Origin of the sequence: Ruminococcus sp. RTP21358st1_G6_RTP21358_211008 (genome assembly GCF_040908885.1) — a bacterium.
GTDB classification, from domain to species: Bacteria; Bacillota; Clostridia; order Lachnospirales; family Lachnospiraceae; genus Blautia_A; species Blautia_A faecis.
The window spans coordinates 41,821-61,276 of sequence record NZ_JBDGDM010000014.1 but is presented as its reverse complement, the minus strand read 5'-3'; the positions used below and the strand labels follow the sequence as shown (position 1 = coordinate 61,276).

21 protein-coding genes and 1 riboswitch are annotated in these 19,456 nt (G+C 43.7%); of the genes, 20 read left to right on the top strand and 1 reads right to left on the bottom strand.

From position 1 onward, the window contains the following. The first annotated feature begins 143 nt into the window (after positions 1 to 143). From AB5Z12_RS07775 to AB5Z12_RS07755, 5 genes are all read left to right on the top strand, one after another. Positions 144 to 1,130 carry a diaminopimelate dehydrogenase gene (locus AB5Z12_RS07775; RefSeq protein WP_173734862.1) on the top strand — a complete coding sequence of 329 codons (987 nt, stop codon included), beginning with the start codon at positions 144 to 146 and terminating at the stop codon, positions 1,128 to 1,130. 309 nt (positions 1,131 to 1,439) lie between these two features. After that, entirely contained in the window at positions 1,440 to 2,960 is a 1,521-nt protein-coding gene (locus tag AB5Z12_RS07770) for an N-acetylmuramoyl-L-alanine amidase family protein (protein ID WP_368356770.1), read from the top strand. 283 nt (positions 2,961 to 3,243) lie between these two features. Then, positions 3,244 to 4,599, top strand: coding sequence for a C40 family peptidase (locus AB5Z12_RS07765; RefSeq protein WP_148461165.1), 1,356 nt, complete (start codon positions 3,244 to 3,246; stop codon positions 4,597 to 4,599). A gap of 169 nt (positions 4,600 to 4,768) precedes the next feature. After that, the gene (locus tag AB5Z12_RS07760) at positions 4,769 to 5,815 is read left to right on the top strand and encodes a GDSL-type esterase/lipase family protein (RefSeq protein WP_118577781.1); all 1,047 of its coding nucleotides are present in this window, start codon (positions 4,769 to 4,771) and stop codon (positions 5,813 to 5,815) included. Positions 5,816 to 5,906: 91 nt separating this feature from the next. Continuing rightward, positions 5,907 to 6,095, top strand: a riboswitch (cobalamin riboswitch). Positions 6,096 to 6,554: 459 nt separating this feature from the next. Continuing rightward, positions 6,555 to 6,863, top strand: a complete 309-nt coding sequence (locus AB5Z12_RS07755; protein WP_173716619.1) for a cysteine-rich small domain-containing protein — start codon at positions 6,555 to 6,557, stop codon at positions 6,861 to 6,863. Between the two features lie 123 nt (positions 6,864 to 6,986). Here AB5Z12_RS07755 and AB5Z12_RS07750 read toward each other — a convergent pair whose 3' ends face one another. Then, entirely contained in the window at positions 6,987 to 7,700 is a 714-nt protein-coding gene (locus tag AB5Z12_RS07750) for a phosphatase (RefSeq protein WP_173716620.1), read from the bottom strand. 278 nt (positions 7,701 to 7,978) lie between these two features. Here AB5Z12_RS07750 and AB5Z12_RS07745 point away from each other — a divergent pair, with 278 nt between their 5' ends. From AB5Z12_RS07745 to AB5Z12_RS07675, 15 genes are all read left to right on the top strand, one after another. Then, positions 7,979 to 8,356, top strand: coding sequence for a BMC domain-containing protein (locus tag AB5Z12_RS07745; protein ID WP_021924989.1), 378 nt, complete (start codon positions 7,979 to 7,981; stop codon positions 8,354 to 8,356). A 6-nt stretch (positions 8,357 to 8,362) separates the two neighbouring features. Further along, positions 8,363 to 8,836 carry a EutP/PduV family microcompartment system protein gene (locus AB5Z12_RS07740; RefSeq protein ID WP_148461167.1) on the top strand — a complete coding sequence of 158 codons (474 nt, stop codon included), beginning with the start codon at positions 8,363 to 8,365 and terminating at the stop codon, positions 8,834 to 8,836. A gap of 246 nt (positions 8,837 to 9,082) precedes the next feature. Continuing rightward, complete coding sequence (locus AB5Z12_RS07735) at positions 9,083 to 9,949, top strand: class II aldolase/adducin family protein (protein WP_118577777.1); 867 nt, start codon at positions 9,083 to 9,085, stop codon at positions 9,947 to 9,949. 73 nt (positions 9,950 to 10,022) lie between these two features. Further along, entirely contained in the window at positions 10,023 to 11,411 is a 1,389-nt protein-coding gene (locus AB5Z12_RS07730) for an aldehyde dehydrogenase family protein (protein ID WP_173716621.1), read from the top strand. Positions 11,412 to 11,428: 17 nt separating this feature from the next. After that, positions 11,429 to 12,667, top strand: coding sequence for a zinc-binding dehydrogenase (locus AB5Z12_RS07725; protein ID WP_173716622.1), 1,239 nt, complete (start codon positions 11,429 to 11,431; stop codon positions 12,665 to 12,667). 23 nt (positions 12,668 to 12,690) lie between these two features. Continuing rightward, positions 12,691 to 13,005, top strand: a complete 315-nt coding sequence (locus AB5Z12_RS07720) for a BMC domain-containing protein (protein ID WP_118577774.1) — start codon at positions 12,691 to 12,693, stop codon at positions 13,003 to 13,005. A gap of 128 nt (positions 13,006 to 13,133) precedes the next feature. Continuing rightward, on the top strand, positions 13,134 to 13,409 hold the full coding sequence (locus AB5Z12_RS07715) for a BMC domain-containing protein (protein ID WP_118577773.1): 276 nt from the start codon (positions 13,134 to 13,136) through the stop codon (positions 13,407 to 13,409). A 21-nt stretch (positions 13,410 to 13,430) separates the two neighbouring features. Continuing rightward, positions 13,431 to 13,733 (top strand): BMC domain-containing protein, encoded by a 303-nt coding sequence (locus AB5Z12_RS07710; RefSeq protein WP_118577772.1) that lies wholly within the window; start codon positions 13,431 to 13,433, stop codon positions 13,731 to 13,733. Positions 13,734 to 13,936: 203 nt separating this feature from the next. After that, the gene (locus AB5Z12_RS07705) at positions 13,937 to 14,215 is read left to right on the top strand and encodes a BMC domain-containing protein (protein WP_005427721.1); all 279 of its coding nucleotides are present in this window, start codon (positions 13,937 to 13,939) and stop codon (positions 14,213 to 14,215) included. A 127-nt stretch (positions 14,216 to 14,342) separates the two neighbouring features. Then, positions 14,343 to 14,987, top strand: a complete 645-nt coding sequence (gene pduL / locus AB5Z12_RS07700) for a phosphate propanoyltransferase (RefSeq protein WP_117850748.1) — start codon at positions 14,343 to 14,345, stop codon at positions 14,985 to 14,987. 104 nt (positions 14,988 to 15,091) lie between these two features. Continuing rightward, positions 15,092 to 15,358, top strand: a complete 267-nt coding sequence (locus tag AB5Z12_RS07695) for a EutN/CcmL family microcompartment protein (RefSeq protein ID WP_117850917.1) — start codon at positions 15,092 to 15,094, stop codon at positions 15,356 to 15,358. A 4-nt stretch (positions 15,359 to 15,362) separates the two neighbouring features. After that, complete coding sequence (locus tag AB5Z12_RS07690) at positions 15,363 to 16,691, top strand: 4Fe-4S dicluster domain-containing protein (RefSeq protein WP_173716623.1); 1,329 nt, start codon at positions 15,363 to 15,365, stop codon at positions 16,689 to 16,691. A gap of 16 nt (positions 16,692 to 16,707) precedes the next feature. Continuing rightward, on the top strand, positions 16,708 to 17,256 hold the full coding sequence (locus tag AB5Z12_RS07685) for a BMC domain-containing protein (RefSeq protein WP_118577770.1): 549 nt from the start codon (positions 16,708 to 16,710) through the stop codon (positions 17,254 to 17,256). A gap of 42 nt (positions 17,257 to 17,298) precedes the next feature. Further along, positions 17,299 to 18,072 carry a DeoR/GlpR family DNA-binding transcription regulator gene (locus AB5Z12_RS07680; protein ID WP_173716624.1) on the top strand — a complete coding sequence of 258 codons (774 nt, stop codon included), beginning with the start codon at positions 17,299 to 17,301 and terminating at the stop codon, positions 18,070 to 18,072. 47 nt (positions 18,073 to 18,119) lie between these two features. Next, on the top strand, positions 18,120 to 19,271 hold the full coding sequence (locus AB5Z12_RS07675) for a 1-propanol dehydrogenase PduQ (RefSeq protein ID WP_368356771.1): 1,152 nt from the start codon (positions 18,120 to 18,122) through the stop codon (positions 19,269 to 19,271). Positions 19,272 to 19,456: the final 185 nt, after the last annotated feature.

Genomic DNA, 19,456 nt, shown 5'->3' with positions numbered 1-19,456 from the left:
AACTGTTAAAGCGTGAAATAGATATAGATACCGCAGACGTGAAGCATCTGACGTTCGTATGGGATAATACAGCTTTTGGGGGCTGCATGACCATTTGTGGGGATTGTGCATCTGGCGTGCGGTAGTATAGGAGGAATCAGATAATGAGTATTCGTATTGGTATCCTGGGATACGGTAACCTGGGACGTGGCGTAGAATGTGCGATCAAACACAATCTTGATATGGAACTGGTGGGAGTTTTTACCCGTCGTGCTCCTGAGACTGTTAAAATTCTGACAGAGACAGCGAAGGTATATTCTGTAGATGATGCTGAGAAGATGAAAGACCAGATTGATGTTATGATTCTTTGCGGCGGAAGTGCTACTGACCTGCCAGAGCAGACACCTAAGTATGCCCAGTGGTTCAATGTGGTAGACAGCTTTGATACCCATAAGAGAATCCCGGAACATTTTGCAAATGTGGATAAAGCGGCTTCTGAGAACGGTCATGTGGGAATTATTTCTGTAGGCTGGGATCCGGGAATGTTTTCCCTGAACCGCATGTATGCAAATGCAATCCTGACAAACGGCAAGGATTACACATTCTGGGGAAAAGGTGTAAGCCAGGGACATTCTGATGCAATCCGCCGTATCAAAGGAGTAAAAGACGGCAAACAGTACACCATCCCAGTTGAGTCTGCTCTGGAAGCAGTAAGAAGCGGAAAGAATCCGGAGCTTACTACAAGAGAGAAACATACCAGAGAGTGTTTCGTAGTAGCTGAAGAAGGCGCTGATCTTGCAAGAATTGAGAATGAGATCAAGACTATGCCGAACTACTTTGATGAATACGATACCACAGTACATTTTATTTCCGAAGAGGAACTGAAGCGTGACCACAGCGGAATTCCGCACGGTGGATTTGTAATCCGCACAGGCAAGACCGGCTGGAACGATGAGAACAGTCATGTGATCGAGTACAGCCTGAAACTGGATTCCAATCCGGAATTTACTTCTTCTGTAATTGTTGCATATGCCAGAGCTGCATACCGCATGAACCAGGAGGGACAGAAGGGCTGCAAGACTGTATTTGATGTTGCACCTGCTTACTTAAGCGCTCTGAGCGGAGAAGAATTAAGAAAACATCTGTTATAATCACTTTATAACAGGAATATTACAGAATTTATAAAAGGACAGTTCTTTTACATTGTGTGGGACTGTTCTTTTTTTATGGAAAATACCTTTGAAATCATTGCTTTTAAAGAAAAATAATACGAAAATATTGTGAAAACTTTACAGAGTTTTACTTTCGGGTTGACGATAGATGGAAACTGTAATATAATGAGCTACATAAAGCTGTAACAACTTTGTAAAAACTTGAAGATGATAATAACAGGGGTTGTGTTTGCTGGACTGCAGTATTACCTGTGGACAGCAACAGATTAATTAAAAAGGAAGGTAAGTATGCAAAACAAATGTAAAAAATTCAGACTTTGGAGTATCCTGCTGCTGGTAATGCTTATGGCAGCCGGTTTTACATGCCATAGTACATCAAGAGATGTACAGGCTGCCACGAAGAATGGATTCCGTACAGTAAAAGGAAAAACATACTACTATAAAAACGGCAAGAAAGTCAAAGGATGGCTTACCCTGAACGGTAAGAAATATTATTTTAGTAAATCTACCGGTGTTCAGGCGAAAGGCTGGGTGAAAGATAAAAAGGGCAGAAAGCGTTATTTCACAAGCAAAGCAGGTGTTATGGTAACTGGATGGCTTTCCAATTCCAAGAGACAGCGTCGTTACTTTGCACCATCAACCGGATACATGAAGACAAAGTGGCTGAAGCTTGGCGGAAAGACCTATTACCTTTACGCTAAGTCAGGCGTTGCAGCTACCGGTTTTGTAAAGGACAGCAAAGGAAATATCCGCTATTTTTCCAAGACAGGAATTATGGCTACAGGCTGGTTGACAAGTTCCTCCGGAGTGAAGCGGTATTTTGCCAGCACTTCTTCCACTTCGACCAATGGAATTATGGCAGTTGGATTTAAGACCATTAACAATGTTACATATTATTTCTACAGTGGCTCCGGTGCTATGGCAACCGGCTGGGTAGAGAATACAGATAAAGGTACCAAGTACTATTTTGACCCTACTACAGGAGCTATGTATACAGGTACACAGACAATTGACGGTGTTACTTATGTGTTCTCTGACACTGGTGTATGCCAGGGTGAGAAGCAGAATGACCCTACACCAGATGGAAATACAGGAAGCAAAACGATCAAGAACTATCTGGCAGGAGCATTGATGCCAGTAGGAAAGGCTCTTTATGTATGGGGCGGCGGCTGGAATGATTCTACCAGAAAAGGTCTGAGCGATACCATGACCAACTGGTACAATAAATGGTCAGCTAATCCCTCTGGATATGACTACAATAATTATCGTGATCTTTCCACCTCGAACCGTGCGAAGGGCTTTGACTGTTCGGGCTTTGTAGGCTGGTCCGCTTACCAGGTAATGCAGACTCAGTCAGGCGTAGGTTATGGATACACAGTGGTATCTGGTGAGATCGGAAGCTATTACAAGGGCAAAGGATGGGGTACAATTGTAAACCAGTCCTACCTGTCACAGAATGGCTGGGAGCTGAAGCCTGGCGATATCGGATACAATGATGGTCATACATGGATCGTTCTTGGTCAGTGCAGTGATAAGAGTGTTGTTATCATCCACTCTACTCCGCAGGCAGGTGTCCAGATTTCCGGAACTACCACACCTACGGGAAGCTATTCCAGTGAGGCTGCAGCCCTTGCGAAGAAGTATATGTCCTTGTATTCCGGATACAGCATCTTCAACTATCATCCATCCGTTGGAAACTATATCCGAAATGGAAACTATCTGAGATGGAATGGAGATACACTTTCCGATCCGGATGGTTATTATAATATGACAGCAGACCAGATTTTGTACGATCTGTTTGGAAAATAATGGTTAAGTAATATACAAGAGAGAATCAGTGAAAATACTGGTTCTCTTTTTATGTAACAGCGGAAATCTTTGAATTCCCCCTCTGTTGCACAAACACGCTCTGTGTTCTCTTATTTAGACAAATGTATTACGAAATGTTACAAAGTTTTAAAATTTATTGCGATTTAGGGTTGAAATCTTTGCGAGAGTGTGCTAATATGTAGCAAGATTGAATGAAATGTTGCAAACATATTACAAATTGAGCTTTTTAGATTATCAAAAAGATTAACGAGGGTGATGAAACATGAAGAAAAGAATTGTATGTCTGACACTGGCAATTTTAATGTGCGGCTCACAGGTTGTAAGCGTAATGGCTGACCGTGAGAGCGATTTAAGAGAAGAGCAGGCCTGGACAAGCCAGCAGCTGGATGCTACATACGCACGCATGAGTGCCCTGTGGGATCAGAAGCAGCAGCTTGAGAGCCAGATCGAATCTTTGAATTCTGATCTTGTAAATGTAATGGTTTCCATTCAGACTCTTGAGAGTGATATCGCTTCCAAGGAAGCAGAAATTGAGAAAACACAGGGTGACCTGACCAAGGCTCAGAATGCCAAGGATAAACAGTACGGCGCCATGAAGAAACGTATTCAGTATCTTTATGAAAAAGGTGGAAACAATGCATGGTTCCAGATGATGTTAAATGCAGATAACCTTGCAGACCTTCTTACCAGAGCTGAGTATACACAGCAGATGTATGAGCAGGACAGAGAGAGCCTTCAGAAATATGCTAGAACGATTGAGGAGGTTCAGAAGTTAGAAGATCAGTATGAGCAGGAGAAAGCTGATTTTGAGACCATGAAGGAAGAATATGAGGCTCAGCAGTCTAACCTTCAGTATCAGTTGGATGTAACCCGTGCGAACAGTGCTGATTGCGAGAATGAGATCGCATACGCACAGCAGCAGGCTACTGAGTATGCGAACCTTCTGGAACAGCAGCAGGCAGAAATTGAGCAGCTTGAGGCAGAACGTATTGCAGCAGAAGAAGAGGCAAGACGTCAGGCAGAGGCAGAGGCCGCAGCGGCTGCAGCAGCACAGGAAGCAGCTCAGAACGGAGATAATTCCTCAGAAGAGGTTCAGTATGATGAAGATGGAAATGTTGTAAGTGGTTCTTCTGATGGATCTTCTGATTATGAATATGATGAGTATGGTAATGTAATTGATACTGACAATACAGTTGATTACAATTCCGATGCAAACAGCTCCGACAGTTCCTCAGATAGTTCTTCTGACAGTTCATCAGCCAGCAGTTCTTCAGGTTCCGGCTCTTCTGTTGTATCCTATGCAACACAGTTTGTTGGAAACCCATATGTATGGGGAGGAACAAGCCTTACCAGTGGTGCTGACTGCTCTGGCTTTGTGCAGAGTGTATATGCAAACTTTGGCGTAAGTCTTCCAAGAACATCTTATGAGCAGCAGAATGCCGGATATGAAGTATCCTATGCGGATGCTCAGCCAGGCGACCTGATCTGCTATGGCGGACATGTTGCAATCTATATGGGAAATGGACAGATTGTCCATGCATCCAATGCCAGAGATGGCATCAAGGTCAGCGATAATGCTGCATACAGAACGATTACTTCTGTAAGACGTCTTGTGTAATCTGAATAAATGAATTTGTGAGCCCTTTCCGGAGATGAAAATCCGGAAGGGGCTTTTTACTGAAAATAATGTGGAAAAGCAAAGAAAAAAGAAGTATAGTAAGAATAAAAGTATTGTCTGAAAATCGTAACATAAATATTTCGTATAGCCAGATGAGAGGTGGAGAAAAATGCTTAGCCATTATCAGATGAAGGAAATTCCATATTTAAGAATATTAGGAAGAACGAATGGCAGTCTGGAACCGGTAACACTATTTTGGACCGCTTCCGGAATTGAACTGAATGTAAAAGCAACAGAAATATGGGTGAAAATCCGCTCCGATTATGATGTTTTTGAGCCATGGGTGGATGTGATCGTAGACGGCGTATTGTCCCAACGGCTTATGGTAAATAAGGGAGAACAGGAAATCTGTCTTTTCCGTAATATGGAAAGGGATAAGGTAAGAAATGTAAAGCTTCTTCGTGATACTCCTGCGTTTCCCACAGATGAAAAAACATTGCTTCAGCTTCTGGAGGTTGAAACTGACGGTGAGTTTTTACCTCTTGAAACACCAAAGCTCAGATTGGAGGTAATAGGGGACAGCATTACCTCTGGTGAGGGCGGCAGCGGTGCAGGAGAAGAAATGACATGGAATTCCTTTTGCTTCAATGCCGTGGATAATTATGCATATATGGCAGCAAAAGAACTGGGCGCGGTGTACAATTGCATCAGTCAGAGCGGCTGGGGCGTTTTCTGTTCCTGGGAAGGCAATGAGCAGCAGGCAATCCCGCTATATTATGAGCAGGTGTGCGGTCTTTTAAATGGAGAAAGAAACAAACAACTGGGTGCTATGGAAAAATGGGATTTCCAGAAGTTTCAGCCTGATGTGATCGTAGTGAATCTGGGGACAAACGACAGCAGCGGCACGAAGAATATGGACAGAGTTGGAAAGGCTGTGGAAGACTTTTTGAGAAAACTGCGCGTATGTAATCCAGAAAGCTATATTCTGTGGTGTTATGGAATGCTTGGAGATGAGATTTTGCCTACGCTTGAGAAAGCGGTGGGGAATTATAAAAGAAAAACAGGGGATGAGCGCGTGGAATTTGTGAAGCTTCCGGATACACAGGAAGGAGAATTTGGATCAAGGCAGCACCCAGGGCACAGATCTCATGAAAGAACAGCGAAAATCCTGGTGGAGAAGATTCAGGAAAAAATGACGCTGCTGGTCACGCCGTGACTAGCAACACCAGGTTGATAAAAAAATAACAAAAATCCTTCCAAAGGGTTGACAAAGACAGTGACCGGTGGTACTATGATGTTAGTATAATTCCATAGTGAACATATTAAGTGCTGACAGCTATAAGCTGGCAGAAAGAGGGAATCAGGTGAGAAACCTGAGCGATCCGGTCACTGTAACAGAGGAGCGAATCTCATAGTCCATTGTGCTTACGCATGAGAAGGAGAGAGGAAGTGATGATTCTGGAGCCAGGAAACCTGCTTGGTATGGCGAGGTTAAACTTCCGATGAAAGTGTAACAACCAGTTTTGGGGAATCCGCAGCCCTGAGATGTTGTCCGCTTTTGTGAGTGGACATTTTTTATGGAATGATCGCCTGTTCAGAAGAATTATACAGATTAAATGGCAGGCGATACTACTTCGGATGAAACCGTTCCCTCCGCGTATATATGAACGGATCATATTCTACCCCGGAGTAGCATCGCTCCCTCTTAAATCACGATGATTCAGAAGCCGCATATGCGGTATTTTTTTTACACTTTTCCTGAGCCTGTTTGTAGAATTATTCCGTAATCTCCTGCAGAGTGTGACGCACATCTTGCAGAAAGCCTTTTTTAAACACGCTCTGGCAATATTCTATTCCTGTAAGCGGGAGTCATTTTTATCATTTGATTTTTGTGCATTACGAAATAGAATATAAAGAATATTTTGTTTTGAGTTGTATGAGATAAGGAGAGAAATATGGAGAAAAAATATTGGGAAGACAAAGAATACGCTTATTTCAGCCATAAGAAATGTGAGTATTTTCCATGCCATAAAGGAGCTGATCCAGAGGACTTTAACTGTCTGTTCTGCTATTGCCCGCTTTATGCCCTTGGAGAAAAATGCGGCGGAAATTTCAAATATAATGAGAAGGGATTTAAAGATTGCACGAATTGTCAGCTCCCTCATAAGAAGAAAAATTACGGTTATGTGACAGGAAAATATCAGGAACTTGCAGCGATGATGCAGAAAGTAAGAGAAGCAGATCATAAAAATGAAAATGAGTAATCAAAGAAATAAGTATAAAAAACTCTCCGGAATATATACGAAGTTAAGCTTACGCATTTATATTTCTCGGAGAGTTTTTGCGTAATGCAAAATTCCATTGGAATTCTGCAAGCTGGATCCTTTTTATCGTATGCTTAACAGCATCTTTAATTTCGGAATCTGGTTGTTAAGAATCAGACCCTCTGGAAACATAGCATTATGAACGAAATCAGCGGCATAAGTGAAGTCTCCAATATGCTCTGTTCCATGACTGTCACTGGAAAGCACGATTGGAACCAGATACTTCCGGCAACAGGACAGAATCTGCGCGCAGTTGGCATGTGTATCGCCCCGATATCCGTAAGGCGCCAGGGAAGCTTCGTTGATCTCAAGGAGAACACCGTTTTCACCGGCAGCCTTTACAACTGCATCGTAATCTATGTCATACTGGAGATTATCAATGTGTCCCAGGATTTTTACAACCGGATTTTTCATTACGTTCAGAAAAGCAGCAGTATTTTCTTCCCTGGTCTTAGGACGGAAATTCTGATAATGCATGCTGGCGATTGCGTAGTCCAGCTTATCAAGAAGCTCCTGTGGCAGATCTGTTTTTCCATCGGTATCCAGAATATTCAGTTCAATTCCATATAATAATTCCACATCGAAACGCTTCCTGGGCGAATAGATCAGGCTTCGGAAATAAGAAGAAGTTCCTGCAGCCAGAGTGGCTGGTCCGTGGTCTGTGATTCCAAGAAGCTTCAGCCCTTTTTGAGAAGCAGCCTTTGCCATGTCGCTGATGGTGCAGGTTGTGCCGTGTCCGCTGGCAATAGAATGTGTGTGTATATCAGAAAGATACATAAAATCATCTCCTAGTCAAGATTACGTGAATATATGCAGCTGGTAATTTCACTATAAAAGTGTTTTGAAAAGCCATTTACAGTTAACTTTAGTATGCCAGAGGGCAAAAAACATGTCAATCATAAATAAGAAAAAACAGAGAAAACAAATAAAAACAACATTACAGTACAAGAAAAACCACACATCGCATGCAGAGAAGTGTTGCTTTTTGTTGACACTTGGAAAGCAGAAAGGTATAATCAAATCAGAAAATAAAACTCTTTATTCAGGAGGAGAAAATGGGATACACAGATAATATGTCTCCGGAAATGAAACAGAGAATTGTACAGGAGCTTGTGCCAGGCAAGCAGATTTCCCTGGCACATATCATTGCCAATCCGGATAAGATTCTTTACACCAAGCTGGGTCTTGATCCATCTCTGGATTACTCAAGAGCGGCCATTGGGATCATGACTGTAAGTCCGGCAGAAACTGCTATCATTATGGCAGATATTGCGATGAAATCATCTGGCATTGAACTGGGATTTGTTGATCGTTTCAGCGGAAGCCTGATCATCACAGGTACTGTGTCGGAAGTAGAAGCTTCTACCAGCGCAATTCTGGACTATGTGGGAAATAAACTGGGCTTTACTTTATGCCCCATTACAAGGACTTGACAGAATATGAAGAAACTTGTTCTGATCGGTCGCAGCGAGGCTGGAAAAACTACTTTGACCCAGGCCCTGCGTGGTGAAAAAATACATTATCATAAAACACAATATGTAAATAATTTTGATGTGATCGTAGATACGCCAGGAGAGTATGCCCAGACGAAAGGTCTGGGACACGCCCTGGCGTTGTATACATATGAATCAGATGTGGTAGGGCTGCTGGTATCTGCCACGGAACCGTATTGCCTTTTTCCACCTTGCATTACCTGTATGGCCAACCGTGAAGTAATTGGAATTGTTACCAAAATCCACAATCCGGATGCAAATGTAAAACTTGCCACGTCCTGGCTGGAGCTTGCCGGCTGTAAAAAAATCTTTTATGTAGACTCCAGGCAGCAGGAGGGCATTCCGGAGATTTTGGAATATCTCAGGGAAGATGGCGATGTAATGCCGTGGGAAAAAGATGCCTCCGATCCGGTGAATTAGAAAATACCTGCCAAATGGGGAAAAACAGTAAAACAACGAAAAACAACATAGCAATCTATAAAAAAATCCACATAAAACAACATAAAACAACGGAAAAACCTTGACTTATAATGTGGAATGGTGTAAACTTACAACATAACCTAAAAAGTAACAGGCTAGCTATGCCTAGCCATGATAAGTTACCCGGTGCGGTACTATAACATACATAATCCACCGCACCTGAATGTGCTTAAGGAGGAAAAAAGCATGGTAAACGAATACGAAATCAAAAAACAGATTTGCGACATCGGAAGAAGAATCTATAACCGCAACATGGTTGCAGCAAATGATGGAAACATCTCTGTAAAACTGAATGACAATGAGTTCCTTTGCACACCTACTGGTGTATCCAAAGGCTTTATGACTCCAGAGTTCATCTGTAAAGTAGATGCAAAAGGAAATGTTCTTCAGGCTAACCCGGGATTCAAACCATCATCTGAGATCAAGATGCATATGAGAGTATATGAGAAGAGACCTGATGTAGGATCTGTTGTACATGCTCATCCAATTTATGCAACATCTTTTGCTATTGCTGGTATTCCGCTTACACAGCCAATCATGCCAGAGGCAGTTATCGCTCTTGGATGTGTTCCGATTGCTGAGTATGGTACACCTTCTACAATGGAGATCCCGGATAACCTTGAGAAATATCTTCCATACTTCGATGCAGTTCTTCTTGAGAACCACGGAGCTCTTACCTGGAGCACGGACCTGAACGCTGCATACATGAAGATGGAGTCCGTAGAATTCTATGCACAGCTTCTGTATCAGAGCAAACTTCTTGGAGGTCCGAAGGAATTTGATAAAGAGAACATTAAGAAACTTTATGAGATCCGTCGTAAATTCGGTATGCCTGGAAAACATCCGGCAAGCCTTTGCCAGAACAAAGATGGCATGAACTGCCATAACTGCGGTGGCGCATGTCACAATGAAGACTACAAACAGTTCCCGGGATATCAGTATGATTTCGTTGGCGGTAACTGCGATGCTCCGGCAGCAGATACAGCTAATGCAGATGCAGAGTTAGTAGCTAAGATCACCAAACAGGTTATGGCTCAGTTAGGACTGAAATAATCAGAAAATATAAAGACCGGCAGCTGTGGGAAAATCAGGCAGCTGCGGGCAATTGTTAAGGAGGAACAATCTCATGCCAATCAGCGAGAGCATGGTACAGGATATTGTACAGGAAGTTATGGCGAAAATGCAGATTGCAGACGCTCCGGCCGGTAAACATGGAATTTTCACAGATATGAACGAGGCCATTGAGGCTGCGAAAGCTTCCCAGAAGATCGTTCGGAAAATGTCCTTGGACCAGAGAGAAAAAATTATTACCTGCATTCGAAGAAAAACAAAAGAAAATGCAGAAATCCTTGCACGTATGGGCGTTGATGAGACCGGAATGGGAAATGTAGGAGATAAGATCCTGAAACATCATCTGGTAGCAGACAAGACCCCTGGTACAGAAGATCTCAGCACTACAGCATGGTCAGGTGACAGAGGACTTACTCTGATCGAGATGGGACCGTTTGGCGTAATCGGAGCAATCACTCCGTGTACGAACCCAAGTGAGACCATTCTGTGCAATACAATTGGTATGCTGGCAGGTGGAAATACAGTTGTATTTAATCCACATCCGGCAGCAATCAAAACCTCTATTTATGCGATCAATCTTTTAAATGAGGCATCCCTGGAAGCAGGTGGCCCGGACAATATCGCAGTAACAGTAGAGAAACCTACATTAGAGACAAGCAATATTATGATGAAACATAAAGATATCCCGCTTATTGCAGCAACAGGCGGTCCTGGCGTTGTAACAGCAGTCCTTTCCTCTGGAAAACGTGGAATCGGCGCTGGCGCAGGAAATCCTCCGGCAGTTGTAGATGAGACAGCAGATGTAAGAAAAGCTGCTCAGGATATCGTAAACGGATGTACATTCGATAACAACCTTCCGTGTATCGCAGAGAAGGAAATCGTGGCAGTTGCTTCTATTACAGATGAGCTTATGCATTATCTGGTAAGTGAAAATGACTGTTACCTTGCTTCCAAAGAAGAGCAGGATAAACTTACAGCAGTTGTTCTTGCAGGCGGCAAGCTGAACCGTAAATGCGTTGGACGTGACGCAAGAACATTACTTTCCATGATCGGAGTAAATGCTCCTGCAAATATCCGTTGCATCGTATTTGAAGGACCGAAGGAACATCCACTTATCGCTACAGAGCTTATGATGCCGATCCTTGGCGTTGTAAGGGCAAAAGATTTTGATGATGCAGTAGAGCAGGCTGTATGGCTTGAGCATGGCAACCGCCACTCTGCACACATTCATTCCAAGAACATTGACAATATCACCAAATATGCGAAAGCAATCGACACCGCAATCCTTGTTAAGAATGCACCTTCCTATGCAGCACTTGGATTCGGCGGAGAAGGTTACTGTACATTCACAATCGCAAGCCGTACTGGTGAAGGACTTACAAGTGCAAGTACATTCACCAAGAGAAGACGCTGCGTAATGGCAGACAGCCTTTGCATTCGCTGACAGGAGGAAACATAAAAATGGACATGAATAACGTAAATATCGAAGAAATCGTAAAACAGGTTCTTGCTGGAATGGCTGGAACAGCACCGGCAGCTTCTGCATCAGCAGCACCAGTTGCACCAGCTGCAGCACCGGCAGGCGCAATCCCGAAAACTGCACACGTTGCAGTACTTACTGAAAAAGAGCATTTTGATATTAAAGAGTACCCGATTCCGGCACTTGGTGATGACGACATCCTTGTTAAAGTAGAAGGCTGCGGCGTTTGCGGTACTGATGCTCACGAATTTAAGAGAGACCCATTCAACCTGATCCCGGTTGCACTTGGACATGAGGGAACTGGTGAGATCGTTGCCATGGGTAAAAATGTTAAGACTGATACAGCTGGAAAACCGGTTAAGATCGGTGACAAAGTTGTTACCTGTATGATTTTCAAGGATGATCCGGAGATCACAATGTTCGACCTGAACAAGAAAAACGTTGGCGGAGCTGACGTATACGGACTTCTTCCAGATGATGACATTCATCTTAACGGATGGTTCTCTGATTACATCTTTATCAGAGGCGGAGAGTTTGGAAGTACATTCTTCAACGTAAGTGATCTTGATCTGGATTCCCGTATCCTGATCGAGCCATGTGCAGTTCTTGTACATGCAGTTGAGAGAGCAAAAACAACTGGTATCCTTCGTTTCAACAGCAGAGTTGTTGTACAGGGATGCGGACCAATCGGTCTGATCTGTATTGCAGTTCTTCGTACCATGGGTATCGAGAACATCTGTGCTGTAGATGGAAATCAGCAGCGTCTTGATTTCGCTAAGAAAATGGGCGCTACCATGAGCGTTAACTTCATGGAGCACAAAGGAATCGAAGCACTTTCTGAAGCTGTTAAAGATCAGTTTGGCGGACATCTTGCAGACTTTGCATTCCAGTGTACAGGATCACCTGTTGCTCATGCAAACATCTACAAATTTATTCGTAACGGCGGTGGTCTTTGCGAGCTTGGTTTCTTCATCAATGGTGGAGATGCTACAATCAACCCGCATTTTGACATCTGCTCCAAAGAGATTACAATCGTAGGCTCCTGGGTATACACCTTAAGAGATTACGTTACAACATTTGATTTCCTTAAGAGAGCAAACGCAATCGGACTTCCAATGTCTGAGCTGATCACAGACAAGTATCCGCTTGAGGAGATCAATGAAGCATTAAAGAAGAACCTTGCAATGACCGGTCTTAAGATCGCAGTTGTAAATAAATAATTGCCGGATAAAGGAGAATCAAGATGGCAGAAGCTGTAGGAATCTTGGAGGTGTTCGGACTGGCAACAGCGTTTGTGGCGGCCGACGCCGGCTGCAAGGCAGCAAATGTCCATCTGGAGGTTTTTGATAAAAATAAACCTGCAAATGCGGACAGTCTGCCGGTACCGCTCCTTGTCTGCATCAAGTTCCGCGGAAGCGTTTCTGATGTAACAGAGGCTGTAGAAGCTGGAATCAGAGTAGCAGAGAGTATGACCGGTGTGGTACAGCACTACGTAATACCAAATCCGGAACCCGGTACACAAAAAATGCTGAAAATCAGCGCACTGGATAAGGATTAATGATTGCTAACCAGTGAATTTAAGTCTATAATAAAAACGAACAAAGTCATGCGGAGCATGGCAGGTACCTCACAGCAAGTACGCTGGAGCGTACTTGAAAAGTCGAGATATATCAGGAGGAATTCATCATGGCACAGGAAGCTTTAGGAATGGTAGAAACCAGAGGACTTACAGCTGCAATCGAGGCAGCAGATGCAATGACAAAAGCAGCAGAGGTTACACTGGTTGGTACAGAGAAAATCGGATCCGGTCTTGTAACTGTTATGGTTCGCGGTGATGTCGGAGCTGTTAAGGCAGCAGTTGAGAGTGGAAGCGCAGCAGCATCCAGACTTGGAGAGCTTGTAGCTACACACGTAATCCCAAGACCTCATACAGATGTGGAGAAAATCCTTCCAAGCATCTAATGAACTATAAGGAGTTCGCTCATGAGTAAATCATATGGTTTTATTGAAATCACAGGTGTTGTAGCGGCCATGGATGCCCTGGACATCATGTGTAAAACGGCAGACGTTGAGCTGGCGTCATGGGAGCGTAAGCTGGGCGGACGACTGGTGACCATTATTGTACAAGGCGATGTGGCAGCTGTTACAGAAGCCGTGGAAGCGGCAGCAACAAATGCCATCAAGAAACCGGCAAGCTATGCAGTAATTGCCAATCCCCATGAGGAAATCGTCAAAATGGTGGAGCTTAGCGCAAGTCGATGGAGAAAGAAAAAGGGGGATGAATAATGGCTGACGAAGAAAAGAAAGAGACAGCGAAAAAAGCAGCCCCTAAAAAGGCAGCCGCTCCGAGAAGAACGGCTAGAACAACCAGAGCAAAAGCAGCAGAAGTAAAGACTGAAGAGCCGAAGACCACTGCAGCTGACAAAGAGATTACAGAAACCAAACATATAGAAGCTGAGAAACCAGCAATTCATAAGGAGGAAAAAATCATGACACAGGAAGCATTAGGAATGGTAGAAACCAGAGGACTTACAGCAGCTATCGAGGCAGCTGACCAGATGTGCAAAGCAGCTAACGTTGCATTAGTTGGAACAGAGAAGATCGGATCCGGTCTTGTAACAGTTATGGTTCGTGGAGATGTTGGAGCAGTTAAATCTGCAGTAGAGAGCGGAAGCGCAGCAGCATCCAGACTTGGAGAGCTTGTAGCTACACACGTAATTCCGAGACCTCATACAGATGTTGAGAAAATCCTTCCAGTTCTGAAATAATATAAAAGTCCAGACAGCAGCCATGAATGAGCTGTGCTTGCATGAGCGAATTCATGGATGCTTCTTACTTTTATAATGTCTGCTATGTCAGACATTACCGAATTCCAGGAAGAAAGTAGGTGTACTTTTGGAAACCAATAATGTTGAGCTGATTACCAGAATGGTACTGGATGCTCTCAATAAAAAAGAAGAAAAAGGCAATGGCTTCATGGTGCCCATCGGAGTTTCCGCAAGACATATCCACCTGACACAGGAACATGTTGAAGCTTTATTTGGACCAGGATATCAGCTCACCAAGAAGAAAGAGCTGATGGGCGGACAGTTTGCCTCCAATGAGACAGTAACTATCGTTGGATTGAAGCTCCGTGCAATTGAGAATGTACGTATTCTCGGACCGGTCCGCAAGGCTTCCCAGGTTGAAGTATCAGCTACAGACGCAATCAAGCTTGGTATGAAAGTACCGGTGCGTGAGTCTGGAGATGTTAAGGGAAGTGCTCCTATTGCAATTGTCGGACCGAAAGGTGCGATTTATCTGAAAGAGGGATGTATCGTAGCAATGCGTCACATTCACATGTCCCCGAAGGATGCCCAGGCAGCCGGTGTGAAGGATGGAGATATCGTATCTGTTAAGGCTGACAATGAGAGAGGAACCATTTTTAATCAGGTGAAGATCCGTGTAGATGACAGCTTTACACTGGAGATGCACATTGATACAGATGAAGCAAATGCAGCAAAAATTGCCACAGGCAATACAGTTACAATTATAAAGTAATGTTCTGGGAATCATTTCCTCATTACTAAAATAAAGTGTTCAGCCATGCTGGTTCTGAAAATGACAGGTGCATGGCTGAACTGATATAAAATTTGGAGGTTCACATGATAGTTGGCAAGGTAGTAGGAAGCGTTGTTTCCACAAGAAAAAACGAAAAGCTGATCGGCAATAAGTTTATGATCGTGGAACCGGTTCATCACATGAAAGGTGACCTCAGTCAGATTGTTGCAATCGATATTATCGGTGCAGGAATCGGAGAATATGTATTGGTGGCACAAGGAAGCGCGGCAAGAATTGGCTGCGGCGTAGAAACAGCACCGGTAGATGCCGCCATTGTAGGTATCGTTGATGACGGTGCAGGATTGGAGTAACGCCATGGATATCAAAGAATTACAGAATATTATACAGGAGAATGGTGTAGTTGGTGCCGGCGGTGCAGGATTCCCTACATACATGAAGCTGACAGACAAAGCAAATACCATTCTTATGAACTGTGCAGAGTGCGAACCTTTACTGAAATTACACAGACAGTTATTAGAGAAGCACGCTTACGAAATTATGAAAACCTTCCATATGGTTCAGGAAACGGTTGGAGCTTCTGAAGCCATTATTGGAATCAAAAAATCTTACGTTCAGACAGTAAATGCTCTGAAACAGCATATTGAAGAGTTCCCTGGAATGCGCATTCACCTTCTGGATGAAGTGTATCCGATGGGAGATGAGGTTGTACTGATCTACGAAGCAACTGGTAGAGTTGTAAGACCTGGCGGACTTCCTATTGAGCAGGGAGTTGCTGTGTTTAACGTAGAGACATTGTATAATATATACAAGGCAGTAGAGAAAAAAGAGCCTGTAACAGCCAAATATGTGTCTGTTGTAGCTGAGGTAAATCATCCGGTAACTGTAAAAGTACCTCTTGGATGTACTATGGATGATGTTGTTGCCCAGGCAGGCGGAACTACTGTAAAAGATCCGGTTTACTTTATTGGTGGACCGATGATGGGAAGAATCGGAAAAGGTTCTGACCCTGTGACGAAGACAACAAATGCGATTCTGGTTCTGCCAAAAGACCATTTAATCGTACAGAAGAAGATGCGGACTTCTGCTATAGATTTAAAACGTGCAGCATCTATTTGCTGCCAGTGTAATACTTGTACAGATCTTTGCCCACGTAACAATCTGGGACATCCGATTGATCCAGCCCGCTTCATGCGTGCAGCTTCCAATCAGGATTTCAGAGATGTTAATCCATACATCAATGCAAGCTTCTGCAGCTCCTGTGGAGTTTGTGAGATGTATGCATGTCCTCAGAGCCTTGCTCCAAGAACACTTCTTGCAGACATGAAGGGCGGACTTCGTAAGGCAGGTATTCGTCCTCCTCAGGGAGTACAGCCAGTACCAGTTAAGGAATCCCGAGAATACCGCAAGGTTCCGGAAGAACGCCTGATGGCACGTCTTGGTCTTACAAAATATGACAAAGACGCACCGATGGACGAGACACTGGTTGATATTCCAAAGGTTAAAATTCTTCTTAGCCAGCATATCGGAGCACCTGCTCAGGCAATTGTAAAAGTTGGAGATCAGGTGACAAGAGGTCAGATGATCGCTTCTCCTGCCCAGGGCTTAAGTGTTGGTATCCATGCAACCATCTCCGGTAAAGTTACCGAGGTGACAGACCGCTGGATCGTAGTTGCAAAGAATTAGAAAGGACGTGCAGAAAATGAGTAAAGCAATCGGAATGATTGAATTCAAAACTACAGCTACCGGCGTTACTGCAGCAGATGCAATGGTTAAGACATCTGATGTAGAAATCGTTGAGGCGCAGACCGTGTGTCCGGGTAAATATATTGCAATTATTACCGGTGATCTCAGTGCGGTAAAAGCTGCCGTAGATACAGCTGTAACAACATATGAGGACAAGTGCATTGACAGTTTTGTACTGGGTAATCCACACGAGTCTCTTTTCCCGGCTATTTATGGAACTACTCAGGTTGAGGAGATCAGTGCGCTGGGAATTCTTGAAACATATGATGCAGCTTCCATTATTGAGGCTGCAGATCAGGCTGCAAAGACTGCAATTGTAGATCTTATTGAGCTTCGTATTGCAAAAGGCATGTGCGGAAAATCTTACATGATGATCACTGGTGAGGTTTCTGCTGTATCCGCATCAATCGACAGAGCGAAAGAGCTTGTTGCTGAAAAAGGCATGTATCTGGATTCCTCTGTTATTGCACATCCGGATAAGAGAATGATCGACAGCCTTCTGTAATTCTGGTCTGACCAATAAAATGAACGCGGAGGGGACCTGAACATGCTTGCGTTAGAGAGACGGAATCTGATCCTTGAGAAATTACAGAATGAGAAGCGCGTAGTAGTAAGTGAACTGAGCCAGTTATACGGTGTCTCTGAGGAAACCATCCGACGGGATCTGGACAAGCTGGAGAAGGAAGGGCTTGCCATTAAAAGTTATGGCGGAGCTGTGATCAATGAAGATGTGAGCATTGATCTCCCTTTTAATGTGCGCAAGAATCAGAATGTAGTTGGGAAACAGAAGATGGCGGAAATTGTAGCCTCTCTTGTGCATGACGGGGAACATCTGCTTCTGGACGCCAGCACTACTGCAGTGTTTGTGGCAAAGGCATTAAAAGAGAAGGAGCGTCTGACTGTGATCACCAATTCCATGGAGATCCTTCTGGAACTGGCAGATGTGTCAGGATGGAATATTATTTCCACAGGTGGGATGATGAAGGAAGGCTATCTGGCTTTTCTTGGATCCCGGACAGAAGAAGTCATTCGCTCTTATTTTGTAGATACCGTTATTTTTTCCTGTAAGGCTCTTGATGAGAACTGGGGAGTAATGGAATCACAGGAAGCTTTTGGAACAGCAAAGAGAGCAATGCTGGATTCAGGACGTAAGAAAATCCTGGTTGTGGACAATACGAAATTTGACCAGACCGCATTTTCCGTTGCCGGAAGATTGCGGGATGTTGATATCGTCGTGACAGATGTGAAGCCTTCTGAAAAATGGCTGAAGCTTTTTGAAGAAGAGGGCGTGGAGTGCAGATATCCGGAATCTGTCCGATAGAAGCTTTCTGCTCACAAAAGAAAGCTGCAATAAAGGAGCATTGAATTATGAAAACTTTTGAAATGAAAACAGTCATCCATTTTGGTGACAATGCCCTGGATAGACTGGCAGAACTGCCATACAAAAGAGTTCTGGTGATCACAGATCCATTCATCGCAAAAGGGAAAATGATCGAGCTGATCACAGACCCATTGAGACGCGGTGGCAAGGAGTTTGAAGTATTCAGTGATGTTGTGCCGGATGCACCGGTAGGAAAAATCGCAGAAGGTGTAAAGAAGTTCCTGGAGTATCAGCCGGAGGTTGTAGTAGCTGTCGGAGGCGGCTCTGCAATTGACTCATCCAAGGCAATCCGTGAGTTTGCCCTGAAGATCAACAATTACGGCAAAGTAGGTCTTATTGCAATTCCTACTACCAGTGGTACCGGATCTGAGGTTACCTCTTTTGCAGTTGTAAATGATACAGATAATCATGTGAAGTATCCGCTGATCTCAGACAGCCTTACAGCTGATGAGGCAATCCTGGATGCAGAACTGGTAAAGAGCGTTCCGCCCTCTATCACAGCAGATACAGGTATGGACGTACTGACTCATGCAATTGAGTCTTATGTAAGTATCAATCACAATGAATTTTCGTCTGCTCTTGCAGAAAAGTCAATTGAAATCTGCGGAGTCTTTCTGTTAAGAGCATACCTTGACGGTGGTGATATGCATGCCCGTCAGAAAATGCATGTAGCTTCCTGTCTTGCCGGACTTTCTTTTAATGCTGCAGGACTTGGAATCACACATAGTATGGCACATCAGCTGGGAGCTATTTTCCATATTCCTCATGGACGTGCCAATGCAATGCTGCTTCCGCATATTGTAGAATTTAATGCAAATATCAACAAACACAGCAGAAGTCAGCAGGAATATCTTCCGGCAGTAAAGCGATATGCCAATATTTCACATATTCTTGGACTGAGTAACTACAACAAAGTAATGTCTGTAAGATCTCTTGTAAACTGGATTCAGTTTATGCAGAAGGAAATGAATATTCCGCTTACGATTAAAGAAATGGGAACTATTTCTGAGGATGAGTATTTTGCAGCAATTGACAAAATGGCAAACCTGGCGCTTGCTGATGCCTGCACAACTGCCAACCCAAGAGTCCCAACAAAAGAGGATATTGTGAAGATCTACAGGAAATTGTGGTCATTTTAATGAAGTTAAGAGTTGCTGTTCACTTTGTGCCCGGTAACATATAAGAGACTTTGGACAAATACGGTGGAACTGCGTGTATTTGTCCAGAGTCTGTTTATAACTAATGTAGTGAACGTAAGATAATGTGGATTATTTCCTGCTCTTGCACGAACCTTGTCTTATATTCAGTGTATTGGTGCATAATA